Here is a 26,447-nt window from a genome sequence, read left to right as displayed (position 1 = left end):
CGGGAATCAGCGGCGTCGTCGAAATCTCACGAATGCCGCGCCCCCGATCGCACATCCTGCCGCGACCAACCCGGCCCACACGAATGTCCACGGATCGACCCCGACACCGACCGAACCGGCAGACGAGTCAGCCGTCGCTTCTGTCGCGTCCACGAGCGCTCGCATCACGTACACCGGAGGCAACGCTCCGCCGGCAGATTCCGAACCGATCAGAACATCGCCCGCATCGTTGAATGCCACCGCCTCACCCTGAGGCTCCTTCGGGAGCGGGATCCGCAGCGGTTCGGTACCGGTGAGCGTCGCGCCGATTCCGCCGTCCACGACTTCGTACAGGTACAGGTCGGAGTAACTCCGAAGTGCGATCGCCGAACCGTCCGACGACACCGCTCCCCCGGTGAACATCACCGACACGGGCTTCTCCGGTCCGAGGGACACGGCTCCGACGCGCTCGAGCGGCGTCGGGCCGGGCTGCGCCAAGTCACTCAGTTTCTGATCCCCGATCGGTGTGTAGACACTGCTCTCGCCGAACAATTCCTTGGTCACGACAAAAACGTGGCCGTCGGGGTCGAGCAGTATCGACTCGGTGTCGTGCGCACCGTCCGGGTACGTGAGGCGGTGCAACGTACCGTCACCGGAATCGAGGTCCATCGTGATGAACGCCACTGTTTCGCGGGTCCGGAGGTTGTCACCGGTGTCCGACAGAACGAGCGTTCGCCCACTCACCGCAAGATCTTCGACGTCGTAAGGATCTATCGGGACCGGAATCTGTTTCTGGACAACACAGTTCAGGTCCATTTCGAATACGAAGTCGTCACTGCCGCCGTCGCCCATCGCGTAGATCCGATCGTCGACGACGACCATCCCCGACAACTCCTGGAGCGCAGGATCGGTAGGCGTACAGAGTGGGGCGAACTCGCTCGGTTCGAACGACGACGCCTGTGCGAGCGCTCCGGGAAGCAGTGCGGTTGCCGTAGTCGCAGCAATCACCGCGACCACGGCCCCGAAACTACGCACTCGGTGCGTACTCGACCAATGCCGAGGCCAACATCTGTGGCACACGTGCGTGCACCCGCGTTCCCGCCTCTTCGTGAGTCGATTCCAAAATCGTTCCGTCCGAGTGGATTCGAGCCATCAAGTCACCGCGCGTGTACGGCACCAGCACGTCGACCTCGACCTCCGGCCGAACCAGCACCTCGCTGAGATGTGCTCTTAGTTCGGCGATTCCCTCACCCGTACGCGCCGAGACGAACACGGCACCAGGCAACAGACCACGTAGTTGCGTCAACGTAACCGGATCTGCCGCGTCGATCTTGTTGACCACGATCAACTCCGGCGGAGCCTTCGAATCCGTCTCGCGCAGAACATCGGTGACGACTTCCCGCACAGCCTTGATCTGTTCTGTCGGCAACGGATCCGAACCGTCGACGACGTGCAGCAGCAGATCTGCGTCGGTCACTTCCTCGAGAGTCGAGCGGAATGCCTCGACCAACTGAGTCGGCAGGTGTCGCACGAAGCCGACCGTGTCGGTGAGAACGTACTCGCGGCCGTCGTCGAGTGCTGCGCGGCGAGTGGTCGGGTCCAAGGTGGCGAACAACGCGTTCTCCACGAGCACACCCGATCCGGTGAGCGAATTGAGCAGACTCGATTTGCCCGCGTTGGTGTATCCGACGATGGCGATCGACGGGATGTCGCTCTGCAATCGACGTGTGCGCTTGGTGTCGCGAGCGGCCTTCATGCCCTTGATCTCGCGGCGTAGTTTTGCCATGCGCTCACGAATACGGCGGCGGTCCGTCTCGATTTTCGTCTCACCGGGACCACGCAGGCCCACACCGCCGTTACTGCCGGCACGGCCACCGGCCTGGCGCGACATCGACTCGCCCCAACCACGCAGACGCGGGAGCATGTACTCCATCTGAGCAAAAGCGACCTGCGCCTTACCCTCACGCGAAGTGGCGTGCTGAGCAAAGATGTCGAGAATGAGAGCTGTCCGGTCGATGACCTTGACCTTGACGATCTTCTCCAGCGCCGTGAGCTGCGCCGGCGTCAGCTCACCGTCGCAGACGACGGTGTCGGCGCCGGTCGCCAGGACTACTTCGCGCAGTTCCTGCGCCTTGCCGGAACCGATGTAGGTGGCAGCGTCAGGTTTGTCGCGGCGCTGAACCAGTCCTTCGAGGACCTCGGAGCCGGCCGTCTCGGCAAGTGCGGCCAACTCGGTCATGCTCGCCTCGGCCTGCTCGGCAGTTCCCTGCGTCCAGACGCCGACCAGGACAACTCTTTCGAGTCGAAGCTGGCGGTACTCGACTTCGGTGACGTCCTCGAGCTCGGTCGACAGACCGGCCACGCGGCGCAGGGCGCCGCGATCTGCGAGTTGCATCTCACCGGTCGACGGGTTGCCCGATGCGGACGCTGCCGTGTATTCGGCTTGCGCGTACTCGGACTGCTCGTGAGCGGTGGACTCTTCGTTTTCATGTGTGTTCGTCATACAAGATCCATGGTCCCACGAAACCTGGCCACGGTGCATCCGTATTTCCTGCAGGCGTATTTCCCGCGGGCGATATCACACGAGCGATTGCCACCAGGCATCGCTGATCGTCCCGTTCGCCACCAGAACCGAGGGCCCCCGCAACGACCCTTTGCCGCCTTCGACGGTGACCTGCACCTCGCCACCGAGCACGCGCACCAGTACCGAGCCTTCATCGCGGCCGTCGTACCTCAGCGCCGCGGCCGCCGCTGCGACCGTTCCGGTTCCGCAGGAACGAGTCTCGCCCACACCACGCTCGTGTACGCGCATGTGGACCCCACCGTCGTGGATCGGCGTCACGATCTCGATGTTGACCCCGTGCGGGAAGAACCCGGGATCGAAGCCCGGAGAAACACTCAAATCGAGCGCACTCAAAACTTCTGCCGTCACGTGCTCGTCGACACACGCCAAATGCGGATTACCGACGTCGATGCCGACGCCGGCGAAGACGCGGCCGTCGATTGTTGCCGAACTGGTGCCGAGGTCCTTGATCGGGCCCATCGCCACAGTCACGTCACCATGTGTGGCGTCGTAGCCGTGCACCACGACCGGACGCGCTCCGGCGCGGCTGCCGACCACGAACTCGTCCTTGCTCTCCAAGCCCGAGGCCTTGAGATAGTGGGCGAATACCCGAACGCCGTTTCCGCACATCTCGGCGATGGAGCCGTCGCTGTTGCGGTAGTCCATGAACCAGTCTTCGGCAGCGACGCCGTCGGGCAGCGCACCGAGCACGCCCGCGTCCGCAAGTGCGCCTGCCCGGGCGACACGAAGGATGCCGTCGGCGCCGAGGCCACGCTGACGATCACACAACGCTGAAACTCGCGCCGACTCGAGATCGATCCGAACGTCGAGGTCAGGGAGAACAACGAAGTCGTTCTGCGTGCCGTGGCCCTTACTGAAATCCATGGTCGCCATCCTATCCGGACCTACCGAGCGACTTACGCAGGTGACGCGGTGACCACGACGTTCTGTTCGTACGTGAATCCAGACGGCAACGAGGGGTCGGGCACGGTTGCGCCGCCGCAGGTCACCAGGACAAGCCTGGGCGCACCGGATTCGGAGAAGAACTCCGCAGGCAAAGCCACCTTTTCGTACAACTTCAGGCTCGCTGCGTGATAGGTGAACATCGTTCCGGTGTCGTCACTGACATAGATCGGTGTTCCAGGCTTCATCTGGTGCAGCGCCCACAAGGCGCCGTGCGTGCGGTCACCGTCGTCGACGTGGCCGGCAACAAGATTGGTACCCTCCGAAGATCCGAACTGCACGCCGTTGGTGAAATGCGAAACCTTGTCAGGATGCGGAAGGATCATTCCGCGGTTGGCGCCGAACCCACTGGTCACGATGTCGGCTCGCACATCCAGATCGGGAATCGCGAGCGTGTTCGGCGGCAGACCCGTTGGCGCAGGCGCCCAACTCGCCCCTGGATCGGTTGGGGCTCCCACATCGAAGGGCGCTTCGGGAACAGGTGCGCTGATGGGCTTCCCGGCCGCACTCACCGCAAAGTAGATCAGTACCCCGCCGACCGTGAGAAATGTGACGAGCAGAAGAACCAGCGGTAGCCGACCCGCGCGTCGACGTTTCGGATGCGCGTGCGCCGCGGTCTGCGCCATGCTCGTTGACCTCCAGTTCATCGCTCGCGAAACCGATCGATCGCGAAATAGCTAACTGTAAGATAGCTGATCCGCTCGATCGTGTTACAGACCGCGATCTGCGAGCGCCGCGAAGGCGGAGTTGGGCAGCTCCGGATCGGCACCGTCGAGCCAGTGCACGCGTGCGTCACGACGGAACCATGATCGTTGTCGGCGAACATAGCGCCGTGTCCCGATGAACGTCCGTTCGAGTGCTTCGGCCAGATCGTATTCACCGTCGAAATGTGCGAGCACCTGTGCGTAGCCGATGGCTCGCGGCGCGGTGACGCCATCACGCAATCCTTGCTCGACGAGCACGGCAACTTCGTCGACAAGTCCGTCTGAAAACATCAGCTCTGTTCGCAACCGAATCCGGGCGTCGAGTTCTTCCGTATCCCGATCCACGCCGAGAATGCGGGTTCCCCATCGAGGGTCACCGATCTGCGGCGCCGAGGCCGCGAACGGCAGACCTGTCAGCTCGACGACCTCGAGCGCCCGAACCATCCGCCGACCGTCCGTCGGCAGTATCGACGCCGCTGCTACCGGATCAGCAGCAACAAGCGCCGTATGCACCGCACCGACCCCTCCTTCGGCGAGCACCGCCTCCCACTTCGCACGAACCTCGGGATCGGTTGCCGGAAAGGACCATTCGTCGAGCAAAGACTGGACGTACATCATGGATCCGCCGACGATCACCGGAACCTTGCCCGCCGCGATCAGATCCTCGGCGATCGCGATCGCGTCGCTTTGATAACGCGCGACGGTGGCGGTCTCCTTCACATCGAGAACGTCGAGCAGGTGATGCGGAATCCCACGGCGCTCGGCCGGTGTCAGTTTGGCGGTCCCGATATCCATGCCGCGATAGAGCTGCATCGCGTCGATGTTGATGATTTCACCGCCGAATTCCTCGGCCAGTGCCAACGCGAGATCGGACTTTCCCGACGCTGTCGGACCGACAACTGCGATCGGGCGAAGTTCTTCAGGGACGTTCACGGCCGCCACGTCCCGACGTGGTAACCGACGCCGAACGGCGCATCGCTGTAGTCGACCGTCGCGCGAGGATGGGCCGACCGAGACGAGCACGTAAAGACACCGGCCAGGACCTGCCACGCCGCGCGCCCCTGGGCTCCGACACTGCGGCAGAGCCGCGGATCGAGAGCAAGCAGCGCCTCCGGGTCCCCGGCCGTCAGGGCGTCGTCGATGGCCGACTGCACACCCGCGGCGCGCTCGTCGAAGCTTCCTGGCGCCTTTGCCGTCAGCGTGGACGCACCGTCAGCAACGATCAGAAGCCCTTGCGGTCGGTTGTCGCTGTCGAGTTGCTTGCGCAGCTGCTGCCCGAATTCACGACATTCATTCGCCGACGCCTTTGCACTGACGACGTGCATGTCGATGGTTATCTCCACGTCTGTTCGGCCACGCAACCAGCCGGCAACAAGGGCGCACAGTTCGAGAGATGGCACCGGTTCGCCTGCCGCATCCGCGTCCAGTGACGTCCGGACATCGGCGCCGAATCCAGCGAACGTACCGATCTGCCCACGTCCGACGCCCGATCGCCAGAGTTCGCCTGCTGCTTTCTCGGGTTCTGCATTCTCGGGGCCGACACCGACGCCCACCCAGTGCACCGCCTCGTGAGCGAGCCGGCTCACGGCGGTTGTCGCTGCAGCACGCACCTGAGCGGACTCGGCCGAATCACCGGACAATTCCGGCACGAGTAACGGCGCCGAGGGGACGAGAACAGCGGAAGTCAACACAGTTGCCACGCTAGTCGACCCCGAGGTGGCGACCTCACACCCTCTTACCTGATTCAATAGTCGGAGAACGTGAGTACCGGGTTCAATGGAACCAGGAATGCGATCAGGCAGCCGTGACGCGCGGCAGAGACGAGGACCGATGACCGAGAACAGTGAACCCACCACCGGCGCCGACAGCAGTTCGGCCAGCCCGAGCCCGGCAGCACCCAAACCCGGCGCTCCCAAACCTGGTGGACCACGCCCCGGTGCGCCCCGCCCCGGAGCACCTCGCCCCGGACCAGCAGCCTCGCATGCCGTCACCGCCGCACCGGCCAGCGACCCGAGCAAGTTCGGACGCGTCGAGGAAGACGGAACCGCCTGGGTGAAGACCGCTGACGGTGAACGTCAGATCGGTTCGTGGCAGGCCGGCGACGCCACCGAGGGCCTCGCCCATTTCGGTCGTCGCTACGACGACCTCGCGACCGAGGTCTCGCTACTCGAGGCGCGACTGACGTCGGGCGCCGGAGACGCCAAGAAGACCAAGGCTGCCGCCATCGCTCTGTCCGAATCCCTCTCGACCGCTGCAGTGATCGGTGACCTCGACGCTTTGGCTCGCCGACTCGACGTGATCGTTGCCGGTTCCGACGAGGCCGCAGCGCACGCGAAGGAAGAGAAGGAACAGTCGCGCGCGGCAAGCACCGCCCGCAAGGAGGCCCTCGCAGTCGAGGCCGAGCAGATCGGCTCGGAGTCGACCCAGTGGAAGACCGCGGGTGATCGACTGCGCGAGATTCTCGACGAGTGGAAGACGATTCGCGGAATCGACCGCAAGGTCGACGACGCACTGTGGAAGCGTTACTCGAAGGCTCGTGAGTCCTTCAACCGACGACGTGGAGCCCACTTCGCCGAACTCGACCGGGATCGTGCGAGCGCCCGTTCGACGAAGGAAGAACTGGTCGAGCGCGCCGAGAAGCTGTCGACCTCCACTGAATGGGGACAGACCGCCGGGGAATTCCGCGATCTGCTCAGCGAGTGGAAGGCTGCCGGCCGCGCACCGCGCGAGGCCGACGACAACCTGTGGAAGCGCTTCAAGGGCGCTCAGGATGTGTTCTTCGCCGCGCGCAACGCTGCTGCATCCGAGCGCGATGCCGAATTCGAGCAGAACGCGGTTGCAAAAGAGGAGCTGCTCGCTGCCAATGCGAACATCGATCCGGCGCACGGACTCGAGAACGCCCGCGCAGCGCTTCGCGACCTGCAGGAGAAGTGGGACGCGATCGGCAAGGTGCCGCGCGACCGAATGCAGGAACTCGAAGCGAAGCTCCGGGCCATCGAAACCAAGGTGCGCGACGCGGTCGACGCGGAGTGGCGTCGCACCGATCCGGAAGCACTTGCCCGGGTCGCGCAGTTCAAGGAGCGGGTGAGCCAGTTCGAGGAGCAGGCCGCCAAGGCTCAGGCTGCCGGCAAGACGAAGGACGCCGAGAAGGCTCTCGCTCAGGCCAAGCAGTGGCGTGAGTGGGCCGAAGCTGCCGAAAGCGCCGTCAACGAGTAATCGACGACGAGCTGTAAAGACAACAAAAACGCCGGCTGACTCCGAAAGGAGTCAGCCGGCGTTGTCTTGTGCTTTGGACGGACGGCCTGCTGTGTCAGCCGACGTTCCATTCCTGATGCTTCTCGGCTTCGGCCGCAGCAATCCGGCGTTGCTCCTCGGCGGCGAGCTGAATGTTGGTTCGTGTCCAGACCACCTTGAGCCAATGGAACGTCAAGAACACGACGGCAAACCATCCGATGATCAGCCCGATCGACGGTCCTGCCACATTGAAACCGGCGGGAATGGTCTGACGCGACCAGACGGCCATCATGCCGAGAGCGCTCGCCACGGCACTGCCGGCGAGTGCGACCCAGGCCAGACTCCAACGCCGCGTGACCAGCGCGAGCATCGAGAATCCGATGCCGAAGATGACGACGAACCACACGAACAAGCGTGAGAACAGTGCAATCCGTTCGGTTTCCGCGTCCTGGTTGTACGCGAGCACATCCCAGCCGTTCGCAACTCCCGCATGGGGCAGGGCAAGGGTGCCGACCAGCACGAGCACCGCAACCGCGACAACCATGGCGCGCACACCCGGATCGATTTCTCCCGCGACCTTGCGTTCCGCGTCGTCGAGATCCTTGCGGTAGCCCTCGAAGGCGTCGTCGCCCGGCTGTGGTGTCGTGTTCTCGTGTTGCGAGGTCATGCGTTGCATCCCATCTGGACGGGTTGTGGGGCCGGGGCACCGATCTTCGGTAGTCCGAGACCTACGCCGATGGGCGGGGTCTTGGGTGTGATGCCCTTTTCGAACGAATCACCGGCGCGGGTCCGACGGTGCGTGAGCACTCCGTCATCTGCCACGAGGTGATGAGGGGCTCCGTGGGTGACGACGACCGTCACCACGTCACCGGGTCGGATTGTGCCGTCCAGGTTTCCCTCGGGGCGGAAATGCACCAGGCGACCGTCTCGCGCGCGACCACTGAGACGTTGAGTCGCCGCGTTCTTCCGACCCTCCCCCGCTGCCACCAAGAGTTCGACCTCGGTGCCGACGAGCTTGCGATTCTCCTCGATGTTCACTTCTTCCTGAACGGCGAGCAATCGCATGTAGCGTTCCTGGACAACCTCTTTGGGAAGCTGATCTGCCATCTCCGCCGCCGGCGTGCCCGGGCGCTTGGAGTACTGGAAGGTGTAGGCGTTGGAGAATCGCGCCTTACGCACGACGTCCAGCGTCTCCTCGAAATCCTCCTCCGTCTCCCCCGGGAACCCGACGATGATGTCCGTGGTGATGGCGGCGTGCGGCATTGCGGCGCGCACCTTCTCGATGATCCCGAGGTACTTCGACTTGCGGTACGAGCGCTTCATCGCTTTGAGAACCTTGTCCGAACCGGACTGCAACGGCATGTGCAGCTGCGGGCAGACGTTGGGAGTGGTTGCCATCGCTTCGATGACGTCGTCGGTGAATTCTGCCGGGTGCGGCGATGTGAACCTCACCCGTTCGAGGCCGTCGATGTGTCCACATGCCTTCAAGAGGGAGGCGAAGGCTCCGCGATCGCGCGGTTGTTCCGGATCGGCGAACGACACGCCGTAGGCATTGACGTTCTGTCCGAGCAGGGTTACTTCCGAGACACCCTCGTCGACGAGTGCCTGCACCTCGGCCAGAATGTCGCCGGGACGTCGATCCACTTCCTTGCCACGCAGGGCCGGAACGATGCAGAACGTACACGTGTTGTTGCAGCCCACCGAGATGGAAACCCAACCTGCATAAGCAGATTCGCGTTTGGCTGGCAGTGTCGACGGAAACGCCTCGAGTGCGTCGAGGATTTCGACCTCGGCGCGCTGATTGTGACGCGCACGATCGAGCAGCGCGGGCAGCGAGCCGATGTTGTGAGTGCCGAAGACGACATCGACGAACGGCGCCTTCTTGACGACGGTGTCGCGATCCTTCTGCGCCAGGCACCCGCCGACCGCGATCTGCATGTCGGGGTTCGCCTCCTTGTTCGGGGCGAGCTGGCTGAGGTTGCCGTACAACTTGTTGTCCGCGTTCTCGCGGACCGCACACGTATTGAAGACGACAAGATCAGGATCGGTTCCGGTCTCCGCCTTCGAATACCCGGCGTCCTCGAGCAGACCGGACAGTCGCTCGGAATCGTGGACGTTCATCTGACAGCCGTACGTCCGCACCTCGTAGGTGCGAACAGACTTCGCAGTCGGCTCCGGAACTGCAGTCGGCTCCGGAAGTGCAGGGGACATTTCGTCGATCAGTGACACGCTTCAGCCTAGCTCACGTCCACTACGACGTGTAATAACGCCCTGATAAACAGCCGAAACGCGACATAAACGTCGTCACAGTAAAATTTCCATTACATATGGCAAGAACCATGGCGAAATCACGGGCGTCGACGCAAACTACGCCTAAGGTTCTCGTTTATGACCCAAGCCGACGATGCGACGACGCCGACCACCTCCGGCGATTCCACATCCATGATTTCGATGACCTCGGTGAACAAACACTTCGGGGAACTTCACGTCCTGCAAGAGGTCAATCTCGAGGTACCCAAGGGCCAAGTGGTGATCGTCCTTGGTCCGTCGGGCTCCGGTAAGTCGACTCTGTGCCGCACCATCAATCGCCTGGAACCCATCGACTCGGGCACCATTGCCGTCGACGGCAAGACGCTCCCCGAGGAGGGCAAAGCACTTGCCGCACTTCGTGCCGACGTCGGGATGGTCTTTCAGTCCTTCAACCTGTTCGCACACAAGACGATCCTCGAGAACGTCATGCTCGCACCGATGAAGGTTCGCAAGGCGAAGAAGGACGAAGCCAAGAAGACGGCGCAGGCATTGCTCGAGCGCGTCGGTATCGCCAATCAGGCCGACAAGTACCCGGCGCAGCTTTCCGGCGGTCAGCAACAGCGTGTCGCGATTGCTCGCGCTCTTGCGATGCAGCCGAAGGTGATGTTGTTCGACGAGCCCACCTCCGCTCTCGACCCCGAGATGGTCAACGAGGTCCTCGACGTCATGACTTCCCTCGCCAAGGAAGGCATGACCATGCTCGTGGTCACGCACGAGATGGGATTCGCCCGCAAAGCCGGCGATCGTGTGCTGTTCATGGCTGACGGCCAGGTCGTCGAAGACACCACGCCCGAAGAGTTCTTCACCCATCCCAAGTCGGATCGGGCCAAGGACTTCCTCGGCAAGATCCTCACTCACTGATCACAGTCCCCTCCGACAGTCCTGTCCTCGTCCACAAGACAACTTGCTCGACTGCACCGTTCACCTCGGCTGCACCGTTCATCTCGACTGCACCGTTTGCATGTCGACAACTGAGAGGATCTTCATGAAGATCAATCGCTCCGTCCGTTTCGGAATCGGAATCATGGCTATCGCGTTCGCTGCCACGGCTTGTGGTGGAGGAGAAGAAAAGAGCGCATCGCAGAGTGCTGCCGACGGAACGCTCACCGTCGGTATCAAGTTCGATCAGCCCGGCCTCGGTCAGCGCAATCCGGACGGGACGTTCTCCGGCTTCGACGTCGAGGTAGCCCGGTACATCGCGAACGAACTCGGCGTGAAGCCCGAAGGAATCACCTTCAAGGAATCACCGTCAGCCCAACGCGAGACCCTGATCCAGAACGGCGAGGTCGACTACATTGTGGCCACCTACTCGATCACCGACGCACGCAAGGAAAAGGTCGGCTTTGCCGGTCCGTACTTCATCGCCGGCCAATCGCTGCTCGTTCGCTCCGACAACACCGACATCACCGGTCGCGATTCTCTCAGCGGCGGCAAGAAGCTCTGCTCGGTGACTGGCTCCACTCCGGCTCAGAAGGTCAAGGACTCCGTACCTGACGTCCAACTTCAGGAGTTCGACACCTACTCTGCTTGTGTCGAAGCACTGCGCAACGGCGCTGTCGACGCAGTCACCACCGATGACATCATCCTCGCTGGTTTTGCCGCACAGTACCCCGGCCAGTTGAAGGTCGTCGGAGAACCGTTCACAACGGAAAACTACGGCGTCGGCCTGGCCAAGGACGATTCCGAGACCCGCGGCAAGATCAACGACGCCATCGAGAAGATGATCTCCACCGGCGCATGGGAAGAAGCCTTCAACAACACCGTTGGCGCTTCGGGCTACCCCATCCCGGCGCCGCCCACCGTTGATCGTTACTGACCTGCTTTTTTCACCGTCAATCTCGCTGCGGCTCCCACTTCGGGAGCCGCAGCGCGTGACGCCACCAACGGAGATCCCGTGATCTGGGGAGACGGCAAGTGAACCTTCTGAGCAAGTACGGCGACCAGCTTCTGGAAGCCTTCTGGACCACGATCCAGCTGACATTTTTCTCCGCGATCGGCGCTGTCATCATCGGTGTGCTGATCGCGGCGATGCGCGTGTCACCGGTCCCGGTCGCCCGATTCCTGGGCGCCGCGTACGTGACCGTGTTCCGCAATACCCCCCTCACACTGATTCTGTTGTTCTGTCTGTTCGGTCTTTCGCAGACGCTCGGAGTCAACCTCGCCAAGTCGGATTCGCCGACATTTCTGGTGGACAACAACTTCCGACTCGCCGTCCTCGGCCTCAGTGTCTACACCGCCGCGTTCGTGTGTGAGTCACTTCGATCGGGAATCAATACCGTTCCGGTCGGCCAGGCCGAAGCGGGCCGATCACTCGGTCTGTCGTTTGCACAAAATCTTCGGCTGATCGTCCTGCCTCAGGCATTTCGCGCGGTCACAGCACCGCTGGGTAGCGTGCTGATCGCACTGACCAAGAACTCGACCATCGCCGCGGTGATCGGCGTATCCGAAGCGTCAGCGCTGATGAAGAAGATGATCGAAAACGAAGCGGCGATCTTCGTCGTCGGTGGAATCTTCGCTGTCGGTTTCGTGATCCTGACACTTCCCATGGGCTTGATCTTCGGCAAGCTGAGCAAGCGATTCGAGGTTTCACGATGAGCAACCGCGCAACAGTCCTCTACGACGCGCCAGGTCCGAGAGCGCGAAATCTCTACCGATTCGCATCCCTTGTCGTCGCCGCACTCATGGTCGCAATCGGTTACGTCATCTACCGCGCACTCGACGAAAAGGGCCAGCTGACAGCAGCGAAGTGGGATCCGTTCCTCGAATCCACCTCGTGGACAACGTATCTGATACCCGGCATCCGAGGGACGCTGATCGCGGCTGCGATGTCCATCGTCTTCGCGCTCATCCTCGGTTCTGCCCTGGGTATCGGCCGACTCTCCGAGCACAACATCATTCGGAAGATCTGCGGCGTCATCGTCGAATTGTTCCGAGCAGTACCGGTTCTGATTCTGATGATCTTCTCGTATCAGGTGTTCGCCGAATACGAAGTCTTCAAGTCCAAGTACCTCGCACTCGCCGCAGTCGTCGTGGGCTTGACCCTGTACAACGGGTCAGTGATCGCCGAGATCGTCCGCGCCGGAATCAACTCACTCCCACGAGGGCAAAGTGAGGCCGCCAAGGCACTAGGCATGCGCAAGACGCAGATCATGGTGACAATCCTGCTCCCCCAAGCGGTTACCGCCATGCTCCCGGCACTGATTTCACAGATGGTCGTGGCGTTGAAGGACTCCGCCCTCGGCTACCTGATCGGGTATGTCGAGCTGGTGCGTCAGGCCCAACAGCTCGGCACCTTCTACGGAAACTTCCTGCCGGCGCTCATCGTGGTCGCAGCGATCATGATCGCTCTCAACTCGGCTCTGACCTTCCTGGCAACCAAGGTGGAGAAGCGCCTGCGGTCCGGGAAGCGAAAGGGCAAGGGCCCCATCGCGGCTCCGTCCGCCGACCCAGCTGTTTCGGTTCCGGGTATGGACCTGACCAAGCCGTGAATCAGATGGAGCCGTGAGTCGAATCCAGCCGCGTTAGCGCGAATACACAACAGGGCGGGGGTACCACCGAATTTCGGTGGTACCCCCGCCCTTTTGTTCTGAATGCTGCACTTCGCTACGAGTCGGTGACCGCCGCCATCTCGGCTTTGACCACCTCGTAGGACATCCCCGCTGAATATCCCTTGCGTGCCAGCATCGAGACCAGTCGACGCGTGACCTTGTCGCGATCATCGACGGGCTTGTTCTTCAGCTTCCGCCGAACCAGCTCCGCTGCTCGCTCGCGTTCATCTTCCGGATCGATCTGTGACAACGCTTCGGAAGCGGTGTCCTGGTCGATTCCTTTGAGCCGCAACTCGACTGCAAGCGCACGCTTTCCCTTGCCCGAGTACGTATGCCGCGAATGAACCCATTGGTTCGCGAAGTCCGCGTCGTCGATCAACCCGATTTCTTGGAGTCGATCGAGGACCTTGGCAATGATCTCGGGCTCGAAGCCACGCCCGCTCAGCTTTGTTTCCAGCTCGGAACGACTGCGCGCCCGGTCGGTCAGGAGGCGTAGGCAAGCATCTTTGGCCTGCGCCTCCGTCCCACCTTCTGCGCGTTGCGACGGCTTCTCGGATCGTTGACGGGATCGACGCCGAGGAGCGCCGTACTCTTCACGAGCATTCTCGCCGTTGTCACCGTCGTCGAAGCTCATGACTGAACTCAGAAGTCGGCGGGAGCTTCGTCGGTTGCAGTGACGTCAGCACCGATACCGAGCTTTTCCTTGATCTTCTTCTCGATCTCGTCACGGATATCGGTGTTCTCCAGCAAGAACTTACGAGCATTTTCCTTGCCCTGACCCAACTGGTCACCTTCGTAGGTGTACCAGGAGCCGGACTTGCGGATGAACCCGTGCTCGACACCCATGTCGATGAGCGAGCCTTCCTTGCTGATGCCCTGGCCGTAGAGAATGTCGAACTCGGCCTGCTTGAACGGCGGCGCGACCTTGTTCTTGACGACCTTGACGCGAGTGCGGTTACCCACTGCGTCGGTACCGTCCTTGAGAGTTTCGATACGACGGATGTCGAGGCGGACCGAAGCGTAGAACTTCAGTGCCTTACCACCGGTGGTGGTTTCGGGAGAACCGAACATCACACCGATCTTCTCGCGAAGCTGGTTGATGAAGATGACGGTGGTGCCCGAGTTGTTCATGGCACCGGTGATCTTGCGCAGCGCCTGGCTCATCAGTCGAGCCTGCAAACCGACGTGGCTGTCACCCATCTCGCCTTCGATCTCGGCGCGAGGAACAAGAGCGGCCACGGAGTCGATCACGACGATGTCGAGGGCGCCTGAACGGATCAGCATGTCGGTGATTTCGAGGGCCTGCTCACCCGTGTCCGGCTGCGAGACCAGGAGTGCATCGGTATCGACGCCCAGCTTGGCTGCATAGTCGGGATCGAGTGCGTGCTCCGCGTCGATGAACGCCGCGATGCCGCCGTTGGCCTGAGCATTGGCAACTGCGTGCAGTGCCACGGTGGTCTTACCCGAGGACTCCGGGCCGTAGATCTCGATGACGCGGCCACGCGGCAGTCCGCCGATACCCAGCGCGACGTCGAGCGCGATGGAACCGGTGGGAATGACGGCGATGGGCTGGCGGACACCCTCACCCAGGCGCATCACCGAACCCTTGCCGAAGTTCTTGTCGATCTGCGCCAACGCGAGGTCGAGTGCCTTGTCCCGATCAGGTGCCTGTGGTGCCATCGTGATCCCCATCCTTGTTTCAGTCTTCAGTGCCTGCCTGAGCAGACTCCGTCTCTTCAGCGCCTGCCTGAGCCGACCCTGTTGGTGTGTTGCGATCAGAGTAGATCCGGCCACCGACAGACTTTTCGATCTTGCTTTAGCGCTTGTCGATCACTGTGCTTTGTCGATAACCGAAAGTTCGCAGTTACGAAAGGAGCGTCACCACCGAACAGCTTCAGCATAGACGAACACGTGTTCGAACAGAAGATGGGAGACGTTCGACACGCCGAAGAATCAGCGGCGGGCGGGTGGTACGTCGAACTCCACACAGAGCGCACGCCACACCTCGCGAGGCTCCCAGCCTGCTTCGACGGCCTCCGCGGCAGTCATTCCGTCGAGACTCTGGAGTACATGGTCGATCAGCATCGAGTCGCCTCGTACCTGCCCGAACTCTTCGCGCACCATTTCATGAAATTCGGTCAACCGCACAGCCGCCACCGTAGTCCACAGAGCGGTGCACCTGCATTCAGGCGCAACGTGCTCACGCCGTCACACCACCGTTGACCACCTGTCGGCACACCGCCACCGGATCGGTGACCTGCGACGCAGTCGCGGCAGCCGCTCTCGCAGCTTCCGCGAATCGTTTGTCGGAGAGCACCTGCAGTACGGCATCGCGAATCGACTGAGCATCTGCGGGCCGCACGATCACCGACGTCCCTGCCCGCGCAGCGCGATTGGCCAACTCCCACTGGTCCCCGCCCCCGGGAACGACGACCGTCGGCACGCCGGCCAGCAAGGCCTTCGCCAACATGCCGTGCCCGCCGCCGCACACCAACACCGACGCGTCACGCAGCATCGCGTCCTGGCGTCCGAGACCTGCACGAACCCAATCGGGATGCTCGCCTTCGGCTCCGTCGAGCATCGACGCGATCAGCCGCACACCGGCTCCGCCGAGTCCTTCGACCGTGCCCTCGAACATTCCCACTGCGCCGGTGTGCGCCGTGGAGGGCGCCACCATAACCAGCGGTTCGTCACCTGGCGGTGGATCCAGAATCACCTCGGTCGGCTCCCACAGAAGCGGTCCGACGACGTGAGCGCGCTCCGGCCAGTCGGGGCGGGGCACTTCGAGTGCCGGAAGTGTTGCGATCAGCCGCGCTTGCGGACCGGGATCCAGAGCGGGCAGTCCGACACCGACACGGGCCTGGGATCGCTGGGCCAACCCTTGCTTGATCGAACGTCCCGTCGCTGCGCGCATCAGGGTATCGCGGAGTCGACCACGAATTCCGACGCCGGGCGCGAGCCCACTGCCGATCGGCGGCAACCCCCGTGAAGGTGAGTACAGCGGGTGAGGCGAGAGTTCCACCCAGGGGATGCCAAGTCTTTCGGCGGCCAATCCGCCTCCGGCAGTGAGGATGTCGGAAACGACGAGATCCGGGGAGACGGACTTCAGGTCGGGAAGCAGTTCGGTGGAAATATAGGCGGCGCGCGAATGAATCCGAGCACCTGCATCAAGATCGTCGTCTCCCGGCCGCGGGGCCAAGCCCTTGAGCGGCTCGGCTTCCACGCCGGCTGCTCGCGCTGCCTCGACCCACCGGGTCCCCGTGTACAGGATCGGTTCGTCGCCGGCCTGGATCAACGCCAGCGACAACGCTATTGCGGGAAAAGCATGACCCGGGTCCGGCCCGGCAACAACGGCTACACGCACCGGATCAGAGTGTCACACCGAGTGAAAGGCCTGTTCCGCCGCACCCAGTGCGCGTTCGCGATCCGAAGCCACCAATCCGATTCTCGTCCTGCGATCGAGGACGTCGTCGACGTCGAGGGCGCCTTCATGCGACACCGCGAAATCGAACTCGGCACCGCAGATCTCCAAGTCCGCAACCGACCGGAGACGATCGCCGCTCGCCGCGGCAACGACCTCGGCCTCGGTGCCGTATCGCGCCACCAATGACGCGGGTGCCTTGATCTTCTTCAATTCCGCCGGTGATGCAGCGCCTACCAGCGGCAACGCGCGTGTCCGACATGCCCCGGCGCTCAGCGACCCGACCTCGACCGCACCGTCGACGGCGTCTTCGGCCATCTTGCGGTACGTCGTGAGTTTTCCGCCTACCACCGTGACCAAGCCCGAGTCCGAACGGACTACAGCGTGATTGCGCGAGAGGTCGGCCGTCGAGCCTTCACCGGTGTCCAGCAGCGGACGCAGACCCGCGAAGGTCCCCAAGACGTCCCCCCGGGTCAGCGGAACTTCCAACGCCGTGTTCACGGTGTCGAGCAGGAAGTCGATCTCGTCCTCGGACGCCGTCGGGACGTCTGGCACCGGTCCCGGAGCTGCTTCGTCGGTCAACCCGAGGTAGATCCGGCCGAGCTGGGCGGGCAGGGCGAAGACGAAACGGTTGGTCTCGCCGGGAATCGGCACGGTCAGCGCTGCCGTGGGGTTCCCCAATCGCGCTGCATCGAGCACCAGGTGCGTCCCGCGGCTGGGGCGCAGGGTGATGCTGGAGTCGACCTGATCAGCCCAGACACCGGTCGCATTGACCACGACGCGGGCACGCATCAAGAACTCGGATCCGGTCAACTCGTCGCGCAAGGTGGCCGACGTTCCGGATACGTCGTATGCACCGACGCGGGTCAGGATTCGCGCGCCGTGCGACGCTGCGGTTCGGGCGATACCGACGACGAGGCGGGCGTCGTCGATGAGCTGCCCGTCGAACGCGGTCAAGGCGCCTCGTAGGTTCTCCTGCTTGACCGCGGGAGCCAATTCGCGCGCCCGCGCAGCGCTGACCGTCCGTGATCTGGGCAGCACCGAAGCCGGGGTTCGCGCCGACATGCGCAGAGCGTCACCGGCCAGGAAACCGGTACGCACCAGGGCCTTCCCGAAGAACGACGTTTCGGGCAACAGCGGTACGAGTTGAGGCATGGCGCGAACGAGGTGCGGCGCGGTGCGCGTCATGAGAATGCCGCGCTCGACCGCACTTTCACGCGCAATACCGACATTGCCGGAAGCCAGGTACCGAAGGCCGCCGTGTGCGAGTTTCGAACTCCAGCGGCTGGTGCCGAACGCGAGGTCGTGCTTTTCGACCAGCGCAACACTGAGCCCACGAGTCACGGCGTCGAGAGCGACACCGACACCGGTGATTCCGCCGCCGATCACCAGGACGTCGACCGAATCGCCGTTCGCCAACTGCTCGAGTTCACGAGTACGCCGTTGTGCGTTGAGCGCTGAATCGCTGCCTGCTGAATCTAGGGGGCTCACAGCTATTCTCCCGAATTCTTGACGGGTGCCAGATAAGCAGCGACCGCATATCGAAGTTGCTCGACCGACGCATCGGAGGAAAGCTCCGGCTCGAGAGTCGGCGCAGAAATGACGACGGACTGAGCCATCAGTAGAACCATCGCCGCGATCTCGTTGACGCTTCCCTCGCGAATCGAACCATCCTGTTGGCCGGCCGCGACAACGGACGTGATCAGCTCGAGAATCGACTTCTGGCTCGCGCCGAGCCGGTCCACGATGTAGGTCGTCAGCAATTCTTGATCGGCTTGCCGAATTTTCACGAAGAGCGGATGGTCGCGAATCTGGCCGACGACGTCACCGATCGCCTCCACGAGCAACGTGCCGGCAGACCCGTTGAAGGTCACCTCGGGCAGCACCGATCGGATCTCCCGGGTGAGCAGGTCCGCGACGACAGCTCGCGTGTCCGGCCATCGCCGGTAGACCGTCGGTCGGCTCACGCCGGCGCGACGCGAGATCTCGGCAAGTGTGGTTCGCTGCATTCCGAAATCGAGGACACACGACCTTGCTGCGTCGAGAATCACGTCGTCGATCTCGCGGCTGGGGATGCGCTGACCATCTGCCTTGCGAGGGGCAATTGAGTCATCTGCGTTACGGATTACCATCGTGTGTAACACAATACCGGACAAGTCACCGGTAATCCCGTCGGGACTTGCGATTTCTCTCGCTCAGAGATCATCAGAAATAGTACAACTCGAAACCAACTGCTCGCTCGGCGTCGAAACCAGGCTTCGGTCCGCTGACCATGTCGATCTGTGCACGCGCCTGTTCCCGGATCGGCGTGGAACTCAGCGCCGCCAGATATCGCGCATGTTCCGCGAGCGAATCCACGGCGCGATCGACCGTCGACGTCACGTCGACGCAGTGTGTGGGAGTCATCGTATTGACCGCAACCCATCGAACACCGGGCCACGGCGCCAGTCCCTGCGCCGTCAATGAGGGAAAGATCCATTCGTTTGCTGCGTCGGCAGTTGCGTCGAGGACGCTGATCCCGAGTGCACGGTGATCTGCGCTGTTCAGATAGCCGGGGCCCCAGGTGTGGGAGAAGTTCATCGTCACCACCAATTCCGGACGGTGGCGGCGAATTGCTGCGGCGAGAGTCGAGCGCAACTCCAAGCCTTCCACGAGACGACCGTCGGGCAGGCCGAGGAACTCCACCTCACCGACACCGACGATCGCGGCCGAGCGACGCTCTTCTTCCTCGCGGATCGGGCCGGACTCTTCGGGCGACAGACCGGCGATTCCGGCCTCGCCGCGCGTGGCCAGGACATATCGCACGTCTTTGCCGCGATCGGTCCACTGCGCCACTGCTGCGGCTGCGCCGTATTCGATGTCATCGGGATGCGCCACGATGACAATCGCGCGCTGCCAGTCCTCGGGGAAGTTTTCCATAGGGCAGATCTTGCCCTTCAGAACCGCGAAGCGGGCGAATTGTCGTCACTTCCCGACATCGCCTTCACCAGGAAGTAGATTCCGAAGCCGACAGCGCCGACCACCAGAACCCAGAAAAGCCCCTTGATCAGGGCACCGACCACCGCGAGTGCGACCCACACCAGTACGACGGCCAAAACGATCTTCCAAAACATGCTTACCTCCAACGTGCCGTTGAATAATCAGTCGAATCGGACAGGTGCTGCGTCGTCCGTAGAACCAGCCTGACAGGTCTGGCGTGACAAAGCAGCAGCTCAGCGGCAAGTTCAGGTAAAGATCAGGGTTCACCCCGAGACCGGCCCTCACGCAGGTCAGGTGTCCAACCCATGGGAGCTTGCTCCTGGCGTAAACTCGCGAAGTTCGATCCCGTATGCCGAAGGAGCACGTCCGCAGTGTCTACGACCCGTTTCCCCGCTCGCGATCTCGCGCATGTAGCCGTCTTCGCCGCACTCATCATCGCGCTGGGCCTACCCGGGTCGATCAACATCGGCATTTCCGGCGTGCCGATCACCCTTCAGTCCATGGGCGTCATGATGGCCGGCGCTCTACTCGGACCGCGCAAGGGTGTTCTCGCCGTCCTGACGGTCATTGCTCTGGGATTGGTCGGTCTACCGGTCCTTGCCGGCGGCCGCACCGCACTCGTGTCTCTCTCGAGCCCGACAGCCGGATTCCTCATCGGTTGGATCCCGACGGCGTTTGTCATCGGATGGCTGACCGCCAAGATGCTGCCCAAGTACCGGATCATCGCGGGCATCGGCATCAACCTTCTCGGCGGCGTCGTCGTTCTCTACGCGTTCGGCATCGTAGGAATGATGGTCCGCGGACACATGAGCTTCGTTGCCGCATGGTCAGCCAACGCCGCCTTCATCCCGCTCGACGCCGCAAAAGCGGTCGTCACCGCGTTGGTCGCGTCCCAGGTTCACCGGGCATACCCGGCACTACTGCGCGACTCGGTGATCTCGTCGAACAAGACCGTGGTGGCGAATTAATCTCCGATGAGTGAGATCGTCTTCGAGAACGTCGGACACAGCTTCGGTGAACGAACGGTCCTTCAGCAGATAGATCTGCGACTGAGCGAACAGCGAATCGGAATCGTGGGTGCGAACGGAAGCGGCAAGTCGACCCTCGCTCGCATGATCAACGGACTGGTCGTTCCGACGGAAGGACACGTCCACGTCAACGGCTTGGACACGGCGAAGAAAGGCCGCGACGTACGCAAGCAGGTCGGATTCGTCTTCACCGATCCCAACCACCAGATCGTGATGCCGACGGTTGCCGAGGACATCGAATTCTCGCTCCGCCGTAGCGGATTGGGCAAAGCCGAGCGCGCCGCAAAGGTGGCCTCGGTGCTCGAACGCTACGGCCTCGCCGGGCACGCCGACCATCCCACCCACCAGCTTTCGGGCGGGCAGAAACAGCTCCTCGCGCTCGCGGCCATCATGGTGACGGAACCGAACGTACTCGTCGCCGACGAACCCACCACGCTCCTCGACCTTCGCAACTCGCGACTCATCAGCTCGGTGTTCGAGTCACTCGATCAACAACTGATCGTCGTGACCCACCAACTCGACCTCCTCGAATCATTCGAACGGGTGTTGGTCGTCGACCAAGGCCGCGTCGTCGCTGACGGCTCCCCCGCCGACTCGATCGATCACTACCGGTCGTTGGTCTCGTGACCACTCTCGGCGTCTACCGGCCGGGCACATCGCTCCTGCACCGGATGCCGACGGGGATCAAGCTCCTCGCCTTGGTCGTGGCCATCCTCGCCGTCTCGATCTTCGTGCGCGAGCCGTGGCAACTGGCAGCTCCCACGATCGTCGTTGTGGCCCTGTACGCGATTGCGCGCATTCCTCCGATGACTGCGATCCGGCAGCTGCGTCCGGCGCTGTGGATGTTGCTCTTCATCGGGGCGTTCCAGCTGATAGTCGCGGGATGGCAGCGAGCGGCCGTCGTGTGCGGGGTTCTGATCATCTCGATCGCCTTCGCGGCGATCATGGGTCTGACCACCCGGATCTCCGAGATGCTCGACGCGATCACCCGGTTCCTGACACCCTTGCGACGCTTCGGCGTCAATCCCGAACGGATCGCTTTGCTCCTCGCAATGACGATCCGGTGCATCCCGCTGATGTTCGAGGTCATCACACAGGTGTCCGAGGCACGCAAGGCGCGAGGGCTCGGATTCTCGCTGCGATCCTTCGCAGTTCCGGTCATCGTCGGCACCCTGATGACCGCGGACGCAATGGGTGAAGCATTGGCGGCCCGCGGCGCCGACGACTGAGATTTCGAACAGGTGCATCGATCAGGCGCGAGGACCGATCAGTTGTACTTGCGGGTGATGTCGTCCACCTCACCGATGGCGTCGGCAAGCGCCGAGAGTCGCTCGGCGGCCGCGTGCAGCGCCGAGAGTTCTCGGTTGAATCCCACCAGCGCCGAAGGGCTGTGAGGCGCTGTCAATGCAGCTGCGGAGGTCACCAGATCCTCGTACTGATCCAACCCCGACTGCAACTCACGAACTGCGCCGTCGATGGTGGGATCAAGAGGTTCGGTCACCTTGGGTGTAGCGGCCACGGCGCGTTCCATCGCGACGACATCCAAAGACACCGCGAACATCGCTCTCAATGCCGAATCGGCGGTAACAGTGATTTCGTCCAACTCATTGGGGTCGATGGTGTCGGCGCGCCTGAGCACACTCAAGATCTCGAACAACGAAGTCTCGGCGCCGATGAGGCGAGACATCGGGATGAACGCGCGAGACGACGACGGTGGCAAGCGCCGGCGAATCGGCGCCGACGGCGGTGGGCCGGAACTCATCGAACGGTAACGACCGACCGCAATGACGGCGGGAACCGCGAACAGTGCCGCTCCCCCGCCTGCCACGACCACCGACCACTCGGGGGCCGACGCAACCGCAAGGCCGGCCGTGCCGACCACTGATCCGCCGGACATGAAACCCCAACGCTGAGCGCGTCGACGTGCACGGGCACGTTTGCGCTCGAATTTGGCGCGCGGGTCCTGCCACCGCCGAGCGGCATCCGCCGCAGACAGTCCGACCTCCCGCAATGTGTCCGCGGTGCGTCCCAACGCTCCGAAGGCGCCGGATACGGAAACGGGAACGGCCGACCGGGGCTCGCGCCCAGATCGACCGTCTCGTGAAGAAAACATCAGAGCATCACTGCCGACATCGAGGATTCGGCTACTGCCCGGTCTGACCGGCAGCCGGGGGCTGCTTCTCGACGGACGGAGTCGCAGGAGTGGCTGCTGCGCCGCCGGAAGGCAGTGCCTCGCCCTTCATGGAAGCACGAATCTGCTCGAGGCGACTGTGCCCCGCCATCTGGACCGAGGCCTGCTGGACCTCCATCATGCGGCCCTGAACGGAGTTCTGAGCGAGTTCGGCAGAGCCGAGTGCGTCGGCGTAACGCCGCTCGATCTTGTCGCGCACAGCATCGAGGCTGGGTGTGTTGCCGGGAGCCGACAGCGTGCTGTCCATGGACCGAAGGGACTCGCTCACGCGCTCCTGCATCTTGGCCTGCTCCAGCTGGCTGAGCAGCTTGGTGCGCTCGGCAACCTTTGCCTGCAGAGTCATCGCGTTCTGCTCGACAGCCTTCTTGGCCTGAGCGGCGGCCTGCAAGGACTGGTCGTGCAGTGCCTTCAGATCTTCGACGCCCTGCTCGGCCGTCACCAACTGGGCCGCAAAAGCTTCGGCAGCGTTGGTGTACTGGATCGCCTTGTCGTTGTCGCCGGCAGCAGCGGCCTGATCGGCGAGGTTGACGGCCTGGCGCGCGTTGGCGTTGAGCTTTTCGACCTCGTCGAGTTGACGGCTGAGCTTCATCTCGAGTTGACGCTGATTACCGATCACCGACGCAGCCTGCTGGGACAACGCCTGATGCTGGCGCTGTGCGTCCTCGATCGCCTGCTGAATCTGAACCTTTGGATCTGCCTTCTCATCGATCTTCGAATTGAAGAGCGCCATCAGGTACTTCCAGCCCTTGACGAAAGGATTAGCCATTGGTTTGATCCTGCCTCCATCTGATGCGCCGCGCCGAACGCGACCCGGAGCGCGACCGTCGCGCACCGAAACAAGGGCTGCGCCCTATCTGCTCTGACCCCACCTGCTGGAAACCGGCGGTTACGTACAAAATCTATCGGTTACGGCCGGTAGTGGCTACGCCGCCGCCAACCTTCGAGCGTTCGGTGCCGGAATCACGACGCGGGTATCGCGTGCGATTGTCGGCGAACCGGAAGCCGAGACCGAACCGGAAGCCGACACCGCAGGTTCGGCGACCTGTCGACCAGCTACCGGAGCGCTCTTCTTCGTGGCCAGGGTCTCGCTCACGTCGACCAGCACGTCGGACAGTGGGACTGCGAGCGCATCACAGATCGCCGCCAACAGTTCGCTCGATGCTTCCTTACGTCCACGTTCCACTTCGGACAGATAGCCCAAGCTCACACGCGCGCTGTTCGACACCTCACGTAGCGTGCGGCTCTGCGAAACGCGCGTACGCCGGAGACTGTCACCGATTGCCTCACGCAATAGCAGCGCCATCTCGCTCCTCCTTCATCCGTGACCTCATCGTGCATGGTCGTACGTCTTCACAATCGTCAACGTCCGAACACATCCGATTGGTTCCCGAGCCTATCGTGCCGCACGCTCTGCGACACGATCACGTAACCGCGACACGGCAGTTGCGACTGCGGTTGTCCGAATCTCCCACCGTTCGCCGCCGAGCACGAGGGGTACGCATTCGGTTCCGTCCGGGCCGGCGATACCGAGAAACACCGTTCCGACCGGGCGTCCGTCCTGCTCACTCGGACCGGCGACTCCGGTCAGTCCGATACCCCAGTCGGCGCCGCACCTCGTCCGGGCGCCGAGCGCCAAAGCCACGGCGGTGCTCTCGGACACGGGGCCGTCCGTTGCCAGACGCTCGGGATCCACGCCCGCCAGCGTCGCTTTCAGGTCGGTCGCATACACGACCAGGCCCCCACGCAGCACCGCGCTCGACCCTGGCACGGACGCGACCGCAGCCGTGAACAAGCCAGCCGTCAGAGATTCGGCGGCGGCGACAGTCTGCCTCGCGGCGCCAAGGGCGTCGACGAGTTCGACCACTCCGAGTGCGAGCAGCGGGTCCGTCATGACTCGACTGCGCGAACTCCGGCGCGAAGCCTGATCGCCTGCACGATGTATTCGATTCCCGTCGCCACCGTCAGCACGACGGCAGCAGCCATCAGCAATCCGCTGACGATGTCCCAACTGCTCGGCAGCGGGCAGAGGTAGAACCCGATCGCGACGGCCTGCACGAGGGTCTTGAGCTTGCCGCCCTTGCCCGCCGGGATGACCGCGTGCCGCAGTACCGCGAACCGCAACAGCGTGATTCCGAGTTCTCTGGCGATGATCACTCCGGTCACCCACCACGACAGGTCACCGAGAACCGAAAGACCGATCAGCGCGGCGCCGATCAGTGCCTTGTCCGCGATCGGGTCCATGAGTTTGCCGAAATCGGTGACCAGACCGTACTTCCGAGCCAATTGGCCGTCGATCCGATCCGTGATCGCGGCGACGATGAACACGCCCATTGCCCCGAGACGCCACCACGTCGAGTGTCCGCCGTCGACGAACAGAACAACGAGAAAAACCGGAACGAGAACCATTCGGACCATCGTGAGAATGTTCGCGATGTTCAGCAACGGAACCGGGTTGTCCGCGACAGGTGTGCCGTCGGACGGGCCGACGGCGGCGCGATGGGCGTCGGTCTGATCGCGCGGGGTACTCATCGGATCACCGCACAGGCGGTGAGCCGAACCCGGGACAAAGCCGAGCGGCGCGGGAATTGCGTGGGGCGGACAGGCACGCGACTTAGAATATCGGTAGGGCCATTGACTAATGTGCACCACATGACTTCGACCGCGCCGACCTATACCGAGAGCCAGTTGATCGTGCGTCGCGCGCGAACGTCGGACATCCCCGAAATCAAGCGTCTGATCGACATCTACGCCGGCAAGATCCTCCTCGAGAAGAATCTCGTGACGCTGTACGAGGCAGTCCAGGAGTTCTGGGTCGCCGAGCGAGGCGGCCAGGTAATCGCTTGCGGCGCACTGCATGTGCTGTGGGCGGACCTGGGTGAGATCCGCACCGTCGCAGTCGATCCGACTGCCAAAGGCCAGGGCGCAGGTTTCTACGTCGTCGACAAACTCATCGAGGTCGCCAAGGAATTGGAGTTGGAACGGTTGTTCGTTTTGACGTTCGAGACCGAGTTCTTCCACCGTCACGGATTCGCGGAGATCCACGGCACCCCCGTCACCGCCGAGGTCTATGCGGAAATGTGTCGGTCCTACGACGCCGGCGTCGCCGAGTTCCTCGATCTGAGCTATGTGAAACCCAACACACTCGGCAATACTCGCATGCTCCTGACTCTCTGAACCGTTCAGACTCTTCACACACCACCCTCTCGATCACCAGCCCCGAAAGCGGTTCACGATGTCGTTGTTCCTCGTCGAATACACCTACGCGCCCGAGAAGAACGCTCAGCGCGACGAAGTCCGTAGCGATCACCGCGCGTGGCTCGCGGATCTGGTTTCCCGCTCGATCGTCTTGTCATCCGGCCCGTTTGCAGATGGAAACGGCGCGCTGATCATCGTCGACGCCGCAGACGCCGACACCGTTTCCCTCCTCTTCACCCACGATCCGTTCGCGATCGCCGATTTGATCGAGAAGGTCCGGATCACCGAGTGGGTTCCGGTGTTGGGTCAGTTCAGCGCCTGAGAGCCCCGGC

31 protein-coding genes are annotated in these 26,447 nt (G+C 62.9%); 10 read left to right on the top strand and 21 right to left on the bottom strand.

All coding sequences use genetic code 11. The annotated features are described in order from the left end of the window. Positions 1-6: 6 nt before the first annotated feature. The 6 genes from M0639_RS13020 to M0639_RS12995 all read right to left on the bottom strand — a co-directional run bounded on the left by M0639_RS13020 (position 7) and on the right by M0639_RS12995 (position 5,900). Positions 7-996, bottom strand: a complete 990-nt coding sequence (locus M0639_RS13020) for a hypothetical protein (protein ID WP_232319096.1) — start codon at positions 994-996, stop codon at positions 7-9. Between the two features lie 10 nt (positions 997-1,006). Then, positions 1,007-2,482, bottom strand: a complete 1,476-nt coding sequence (hflX, locus tag M0639_RS13015; RefSeq protein WP_003942213.1) for a GTPase HflX — start codon at positions 2,480-2,482, stop codon at positions 1,007-1,009. 75 nt (positions 2,483-2,557) lie between these two features. Continuing rightward, entirely contained in the window at positions 2,558-3,427 is an 870-nt protein-coding gene (gene dapF, locus M0639_RS13010; RefSeq protein WP_054188586.1) for a diaminopimelate epimerase, read from the bottom strand. A gap of 32 nt (positions 3,428-3,459) precedes the next feature. Then, on the bottom strand, positions 3,460-4,131 hold the full coding sequence (locus M0639_RS13005) for a class F sortase (protein WP_064075599.1): 672 nt from the start codon (positions 4,129-4,131) through the stop codon (positions 3,460-3,462). A gap of 84 nt (positions 4,132-4,215) precedes the next feature. Further along, the gene (gene miaA / locus M0639_RS13000) at positions 4,216-5,151 is read right to left on the bottom strand and encodes a tRNA (adenosine(37)-N6)-dimethylallyltransferase MiaA (RefSeq protein WP_007735177.1); all 936 of its coding nucleotides are present in this window, start codon (positions 5,149-5,151) and stop codon (positions 4,216-4,218) included. Further along, complete coding sequence (locus tag M0639_RS12995) at positions 5,139-5,900, bottom strand: class III extradiol dioxygenase subunit B-like domain-containing protein (protein WP_064075600.1); 762 nt, start codon at positions 5,898-5,900, stop codon at positions 5,139-5,141. Before M0639_RS12995 ends, miaA begins: the two co-directional genes overlap by 13 nt. Positions 5,901-6,039: 139 nt before the next feature. Between M0639_RS12995 and M0639_RS12990 the strand changes: the two genes are divergently transcribed. After that, entirely contained in the window at positions 6,040-7,425 is a 1,386-nt protein-coding gene (locus M0639_RS12990) for a DUF349 domain-containing protein (protein ID WP_003942193.1), read from the top strand. Between the two features lie 94 nt (positions 7,426-7,519). Here M0639_RS12990 and M0639_RS12985 read toward each other — a convergent pair whose 3' ends face one another. Both M0639_RS12985 and miaB read right to left on the bottom strand, forming a co-directional pair. After that, positions 7,520-8,110, bottom strand: a complete 591-nt coding sequence (locus M0639_RS12985; RefSeq protein ID WP_003942155.1) for an Rv2732c family membrane protein — start codon at positions 8,108-8,110, stop codon at positions 7,520-7,522. After that, positions 8,107-9,654, bottom strand: a complete 1,548-nt coding sequence (gene miaB / locus M0639_RS12980; RefSeq protein ID WP_047271495.1) for a tRNA (N6-isopentenyl adenosine(37)-C2)-methylthiotransferase MiaB — start codon at positions 9,652-9,654, stop codon at positions 8,107-8,109. The genes M0639_RS12985 and miaB overlap by 4 nt, the downstream gene beginning before the upstream one ends. A 231-nt stretch (positions 9,655-9,885) precedes the next feature. On the opposite strand from miaB, the gene gluA reads away from it, so the two are divergent. The 4 genes from gluA (at position 9,886) to M0639_RS12960 (ending at position 13,241) form a co-directional block, all read left to right on the top strand. Then, positions 9,886-10,614, top strand: a complete 729-nt coding sequence (gluA, locus tag M0639_RS12975; RefSeq protein ID WP_007735175.1) for a glutamate ABC transporter ATP-binding protein GluA — start codon at positions 9,886-9,888, stop codon at positions 10,612-10,614. Positions 10,615-10,738: 124 nt separating this feature from the next. Further along, entirely contained in the window at positions 10,739-11,569 is an 831-nt protein-coding gene (locus M0639_RS12970; RefSeq protein WP_003942146.1) for a glutamate ABC transporter substrate-binding protein, read from the top strand. A gap of 98 nt (positions 11,570-11,667) precedes the next feature. Then, positions 11,668-12,348 (top strand): amino acid ABC transporter permease, encoded by a 681-nt coding sequence (locus M0639_RS12965; RefSeq protein ID WP_003942105.1) that lies wholly within the window; start codon positions 11,668-11,670, stop codon positions 12,346-12,348. Further along, the gene (locus tag M0639_RS12960; protein WP_007735172.1) at positions 12,345-13,241 is read left to right on the top strand and encodes an amino acid ABC transporter permease; all 897 of its coding nucleotides are present in this window, start codon (positions 12,345-12,347) and stop codon (positions 13,239-13,241) included. Before M0639_RS12965 ends, M0639_RS12960 begins: the two co-directional genes overlap by 4 nt. Before the next feature lie 115 nt (positions 13,242-13,356). Here the strand turns inward: M0639_RS12960 and recX are convergent, their stop codons facing one another. The 8 genes from recX to M0639_RS12920 form a co-directional block, all read right to left on the bottom strand. Continuing rightward, complete coding sequence (gene recX, locus M0639_RS12955; protein WP_054825713.1) at positions 13,357-13,935, bottom strand: recombination regulator RecX; 579 nt, start codon at positions 13,933-13,935, stop codon at positions 13,357-13,359. An 8-nt stretch (positions 13,936-13,943) separates the two neighbouring features. Next, a complete protein-coding gene (recA, locus tag M0639_RS12950) occupies positions 13,944-14,981 on the bottom strand; it encodes a recombinase RecA (RefSeq protein ID WP_007735170.1) in 1,038 nt (345 codons plus the stop codon). Positions 14,982-15,254: 273 nt separating this feature from the next. Further along, positions 15,255-15,449, bottom strand: coding sequence for a DUF3046 domain-containing protein (locus M0639_RS12945; protein ID WP_003942185.1), 195 nt, complete (start codon positions 15,447-15,449; stop codon positions 15,255-15,257). A gap of 52 nt (positions 15,450-15,501) precedes the next feature. Beyond that, positions 15,502-16,665 (bottom strand): glycosyltransferase, encoded by a 1,164-nt coding sequence (locus M0639_RS12940; RefSeq protein ID WP_042450679.1) that lies wholly within the window; start codon positions 16,663-16,665, stop codon positions 15,502-15,504. 12 nt (positions 16,666-16,677) lie between these two features. Continuing rightward, complete coding sequence (locus M0639_RS12935) at positions 16,678-18,213, bottom strand: glycerol-3-phosphate dehydrogenase/oxidase (RefSeq protein ID WP_064075601.1); 1,536 nt, start codon at positions 18,211-18,213, stop codon at positions 16,678-16,680. A gap of 2 nt (positions 18,214-18,215) precedes the next feature. Beyond that, a complete protein-coding gene (locus M0639_RS12930; RefSeq protein WP_003942216.1) occupies positions 18,216-18,854 on the bottom strand; it encodes a TetR/AcrR family transcriptional regulator in 639 nt (212 codons plus the stop codon). A 73-nt stretch (positions 18,855-18,927) separates the two neighbouring features. Further along, entirely contained in the window at positions 18,928-19,641 is a 714-nt protein-coding gene (locus M0639_RS12925) for a PIG-L deacetylase family protein (protein WP_042450681.1), read from the bottom strand. 17 nt (positions 19,642-19,658) lie between these two features. Further along, positions 19,659-19,847 carry a hypothetical protein gene (locus tag M0639_RS12920; protein WP_020907519.1) on the bottom strand — a complete coding sequence of 63 codons (189 nt, stop codon included), beginning with the start codon at positions 19,845-19,847 and terminating at the stop codon, positions 19,659-19,661. Positions 19,848-20,072: 225 nt separating this feature from the next. Here M0639_RS12920 and M0639_RS12915 point away from each other — a divergent pair, with 225 nt between their 5' ends. Genes M0639_RS12915 through M0639_RS12905 form a run of 3 tightly spaced genes read left to right on the top strand, consistent with a single transcriptional unit; the run spans position 20,073 to position 21,958 of the window. After that, entirely contained in the window at positions 20,073-20,669 is a 597-nt protein-coding gene (locus tag M0639_RS12915) for a biotin transporter BioY (protein ID WP_007735162.1), read from the top strand. A gap of 6 nt (positions 20,670-20,675) precedes the next feature. Beyond that, a complete protein-coding gene (locus M0639_RS12910) occupies positions 20,676-21,356 on the top strand; it encodes an energy-coupling factor ABC transporter ATP-binding protein (RefSeq protein WP_007735161.1) in 681 nt (226 codons plus the stop codon). Beyond that, positions 21,353-21,958 carry an energy-coupling factor transporter transmembrane component T family protein gene (locus tag M0639_RS12905; protein WP_064075602.1) on the top strand — a complete coding sequence of 202 codons (606 nt, stop codon included), beginning with the start codon at positions 21,353-21,355 and terminating at the stop codon, positions 21,956-21,958. The genes M0639_RS12910 and M0639_RS12905 overlap by 4 nt, the downstream gene beginning before the upstream one ends. Positions 21,959-21,996: 38 nt before the next feature. Here M0639_RS12905 and pspM read toward each other — a convergent pair whose 3' ends face one another. From pspM to pgsA, 5 genes are all read right to left on the bottom strand, one after another. Continuing rightward, entirely contained in the window at positions 21,997-22,842 is an 846-nt protein-coding gene (pspM, locus tag M0639_RS12900) for a phage shock envelope stress response protein PspM (protein ID WP_231915021.1), read from the bottom strand. Between the two features lie 31 nt (positions 22,843-22,873). Next, a complete protein-coding gene (gene pspA, locus M0639_RS12895) occupies positions 22,874-23,686 on the bottom strand; it encodes a phage shock protein PspA (RefSeq protein WP_003942098.1) in 813 nt (270 codons plus the stop codon). A gap of 156 nt (positions 23,687-23,842) precedes the next feature. After that, on the bottom strand, positions 23,843-24,223 hold the full coding sequence (locus M0639_RS12890; protein ID WP_003942191.1) for a helix-turn-helix domain-containing protein: 381 nt from the start codon (positions 24,221-24,223) through the stop codon (positions 23,843-23,845). Between the two features lie 90 nt (positions 24,224-24,313). Further along, entirely contained in the window at positions 24,314-24,811 is a 498-nt protein-coding gene (locus tag M0639_RS12885; protein ID WP_064075603.1) for a CinA family protein, read from the bottom strand. Continuing rightward, positions 24,808-25,449 (bottom strand): CDP-diacylglycerol--glycerol-3-phosphate 3-phosphatidyltransferase, encoded by a 642-nt coding sequence (pgsA, locus tag M0639_RS12880; protein ID WP_003942125.1) that lies wholly within the window; start codon positions 25,447-25,449, stop codon positions 24,808-24,810. The genes M0639_RS12885 and pgsA overlap by 4 nt, the downstream gene beginning before the upstream one ends. 120 nt (positions 25,450-25,569) lie before the next feature. Here pgsA and M0639_RS12875 point away from each other — a divergent pair, with 120 nt between their 5' ends. After that, positions 25,570-26,094: an amino-acid N-acetyltransferase gene (locus M0639_RS12875; protein WP_064075604.1), complete on the top strand. Its 525-nt coding sequence runs from the start codon at positions 25,570-25,572 to the stop codon at positions 26,092-26,094. A gap of 58 nt (positions 26,095-26,152) precedes the next feature. Then, positions 26,153-26,437, top strand: coding sequence for a YciI family protein (locus M0639_RS12870; protein WP_003942124.1), 285 nt, complete (start codon positions 26,153-26,155; stop codon positions 26,435-26,437). The last annotated feature ends 10 nt before the right edge of the window (positions 26,438-26,447 follow it).

Source organism: Rhodococcus qingshengii JCM 15477 (assembly GCF_023221595.1).
Lineage (GTDB): Bacteria > Actinomycetota > Actinomycetes > Mycobacteriales > Mycobacteriaceae > Rhodococcus_F > Rhodococcus_F qingshengii.
The sequence above is the reverse complement of the archived record's forward strand: the minus strand, read 5'-3'. Positions and strand labels throughout refer to the sequence as shown.